Origin of the sequence: uncultured Corynebacterium sp., assembly GCF_945649885.1 — a bacterium.
GTDB lineage: Bacteria > Actinomycetota > Actinomycetes > Mycobacteriales > Mycobacteriaceae > Corynebacterium.
Genome location: NZ_CALZFS010000189.1, coordinates 1 through 3,189 on the forward strand (window position 1 = coordinate 1; position 3,189 = coordinate 3,189).

Here is a 3,189-nt window from a genome sequence, read left to right on the forward strand (position 1 = left end):
CAGCATGTAATGCACCCGGGACATCCGCCGCAGCAATACCCATGGCCGACAAAGCCAAGGGATCAATTGTATAAGCCACAGCACGGGTGGCGAGCTTCTGAGGAGGGAGAAACAACTGCGTGGCATCCAAGGTGGTGCCGTCAGCAAGCTTGGTCACAAACCCCGTCACCCGATCAGTCACCTCAACACTGACATTGGCCACCCACAAACCACCACCCGGATTAAACACCTCATCATCACCCGGCGCCGCAGTGATCCGAATATCAGTATCACTGCGAGCAAAAGTGGTGTACTCAGGGGTCTCTGGACGAGCCAACGCAAGCTGCTCATCCACATCCAACTCATCAATCACAAAAGACTCACCCTGATGCAGGTACACCGCGCCGGGATGAACCTGAGACATGGCACGTGCACTGTCGATGGTGCCGAGCAGACGCCCATCGCTGATATCCACGATGAGGAATTCTGAACCGGAGCCACCACGCAGATTCACCAGATGGTGTGCGGTGTCCGGGTTGAGTTCAGCAACCTCATCGGTGGCTTTATGTGCGGCGAACCACCCGCGGGGACGCTTGCGCAACAGCCCATCCGCTGTCAGTTCCTCCACGACGTTCTCTGCGCCGAAGGCAGCGACCTCCGCGGGTGTGAGAGGTTTCTCTACTGCCGCGCAATAGACATGACCACGCAGCACATGGGGATTGGTGGGATCGAAGACGGCTGCTTCCACAGGTTTTTTCAGCAGGGCTTCTGGATGGTGCACAAGATAGGTGTCCATCGGCTCATCGCGGGCCACCAGAATGACAAGGGAACCCTGGCCGCGGCGGCCAGCACGCCCTGCCTGCTGCCAGAAGGACGCAATCGTGCCGGGGAAACCAGCAGTGATCACAGCGTCCAGGCCACCGACATCAATGCCCAGTTCGAGCGCATTGGTGGTGGCCACACCCACCAGCTCGCCGCTGTCAAGCATTCTCTCCAGCTTGCGGCGATCCTCAGCAAGATAACCAGCGCGGTAAGAGGCCACCCGTTGGCCAAAATCAGGTCGACCCAGCAGCGATAACTCCTCCTGGGTGCGTAGCGCGACGATCTCTGCCTGGCGGCGTGACCGCACAAAGGTCAAGGTCCGGGCACCTTCGGCGATCAACGTGCCCATCAATGCTGCAGACTCTGTACTGGCAGCCCGCCTGACAGGGGCACCATGTTCACCCTCGGCACCCGCGATGAAACCGGGCTCCCACAACATCACGGTGCGTTCACCTGTGGGTGCGCCGTCCTCGGTCACGGACTCCACCGGTGCGCCGATCAGGCGGGAGGCATGAATGGCGGGGTCCGTGCTGGTGGCAGAAGCAAGAATTACCGTGGGATGGGATCCATAATGCGCCGCCATGCGCAGTAGTCGACGCAGCACCAGGGAGATGTTCGCCCCGAACACACCCCGGTAGGCATGACATTCATCCACCACGATGAACTTCAAATGCCGTAACACACGAGCCCACCGCTCATGATTGCCCAGCAGGGAGGCATGAACCATATCCGGATTGCTGAAAACAAAACGCGAGAGGTCACGGATCCCGGAGCGGGCTTCGGTGGGGGTGTCACCGTCATAGGGGGCTGGGTGGATGCCAGCGGTGGCCAGCTCCGGAGTGGTGCGGATCAGCTCAGAGATGGCCGTCAACTGATCTGAACCCAGGGCCTTGGTCGGGGTCAGATACATCGCACATGCCGTGGTGTCAGTGCCAAGGGTGGTCAGGATGGGCAACTGATAGCCCAGGGACTTTCCTGAGGAGGTGCCACTGGCCACCACCACATGTCGGCCCTGCCACGCCAGCTCCGCGGTGGCCACCTGATGGGAGTAGAGCTTGTTCAGACCTCTGTCTTTCAGATTCTCCCGCAGACCTTGCGGAACCCACGCGGGCCACGGCGCATAGGTGGCCTTCTTGGCAGGCAGTGTGACCATGTGGGTCAGGGTTGATTCCGGGTATCGACGGGTGATGATTTCGGCCAGTTCACCACCAAAACTAGAGGGCTGCGGGGTGGGGGAACTGTGCTGGTCCATAGTTGGCTGGTTTTCGTTCTCAAAATCGGGGGTGATCAAGGTTTTGCCCCCTCTTGGGGCATTAATTAAAGGCGATTGACCTGCTGGAATGGAAGAAGATTTCCTTAAGACTATCGTTTGCGGATCAAACGTGAGAGACTTGTTGGCAGGTCGCAGTTTCAATGCGCAGTGTTTAAACGCTCGCAAGGATAGACGCGAGCGTTCAACATTTCAAACTGTTGACGTTCGAGCAACAACGGCCAGATATCACCGCTGCACCACACTTGTGTGGGGCTCGGGGGTGTCGAACCCGGTATTTTTCCAATCAGTAAAGGTAAGACATATGGCACAGGGCACTGTTAAGTGGTTCAACCCAGAGAAGGGCTTTGGCTTCATCGCTCCTTCCGACGGATCCGCTGACGTTTTCGTCCACTACTCCGAGATCACGGGTAACGGCTTCCGTACCCTCGAGGAGAACCAGCTTGTAGAGTTCGAGATCGGCGAAGGCGCTAAGGGCCTCCAGGCTCAGTCTGTTCGCGCAGTCTAGTCTTAAGCTGATAAGAAACCGGTAACCAATGGTTACCGGTTTTTTCGCATCTCAAGGGTGGAATGCGGATGGGGGCAGGGGGAAATAGCTGGTTTCAGGGGAGTTTCAGGGGGTGTTTTCCAAAAGCTTTAAAGGGTTGGGGAACAAAACAGGATGGTGTCTCCCAGTTCTCCACTGTGCGCTGCACTTTTGGCCGCTGCAGAGAGTACGCTCCGGGATGGTTTGAGAATGCTGTGAATAAGATTTGTGGTAGAAATTATCGAATCTTTGCAGGAGCCCCTATTAATACTGTGTACCGTGTAGGGAAATGAGGAACTTGATGATATTGATTAGCAACAGTGTGATGAAGTTCTGAGGTATTCCTCCACCTGGGGCCTGATCCCAGGTCTGGTGGAGGGGGATGTGGATCCTCGAGAGAGCCCCGTGCGGGGTGGGGGATTCAGAGAAAGTGGCCCCAATGTGGTTATGCTTTCCATGACTGAACACCGGGAGCATCTTGAATGAGCAAGATGTCAGCGGTTGGCAGAGATAACAGCAATATCAGTGCTTCATATAGGTAGGCACTGTGTTAATGAGAGGGATGCAGCCCCGTGGCAGAAGAACAGGGATC

At 56.9% G+C, this 3,189-nt stretch carries 2 protein-coding genes; one reads left to right on the forward strand and one right to left on the reverse strand.

Annotated elements, in window-relative coordinates; genetic code table 11:
- The coding region (locus Q0M74_RS13540; RefSeq protein WP_293955335.1) for a DEAD/DEAH box helicase at positions 1-2,053 on the reverse strand (2,053 nt) is incomplete at its 3' end.
- Positions 2,054-2,375: 322 nt separating this feature from the next.
- Between Q0M74_RS13540 and Q0M74_RS13545 the strand changes: the two genes are divergently transcribed.
- The gene (locus tag Q0M74_RS13545; RefSeq protein WP_293955337.1) at positions 2,376-2,579 is read left to right on the forward strand and encodes a cold-shock protein; all 204 of its coding nucleotides are present in this window, start codon (positions 2,376-2,378) and stop codon (positions 2,577-2,579) included.
- The last annotated feature ends 610 nt before the right edge of the window (positions 2,580-3,189 follow it).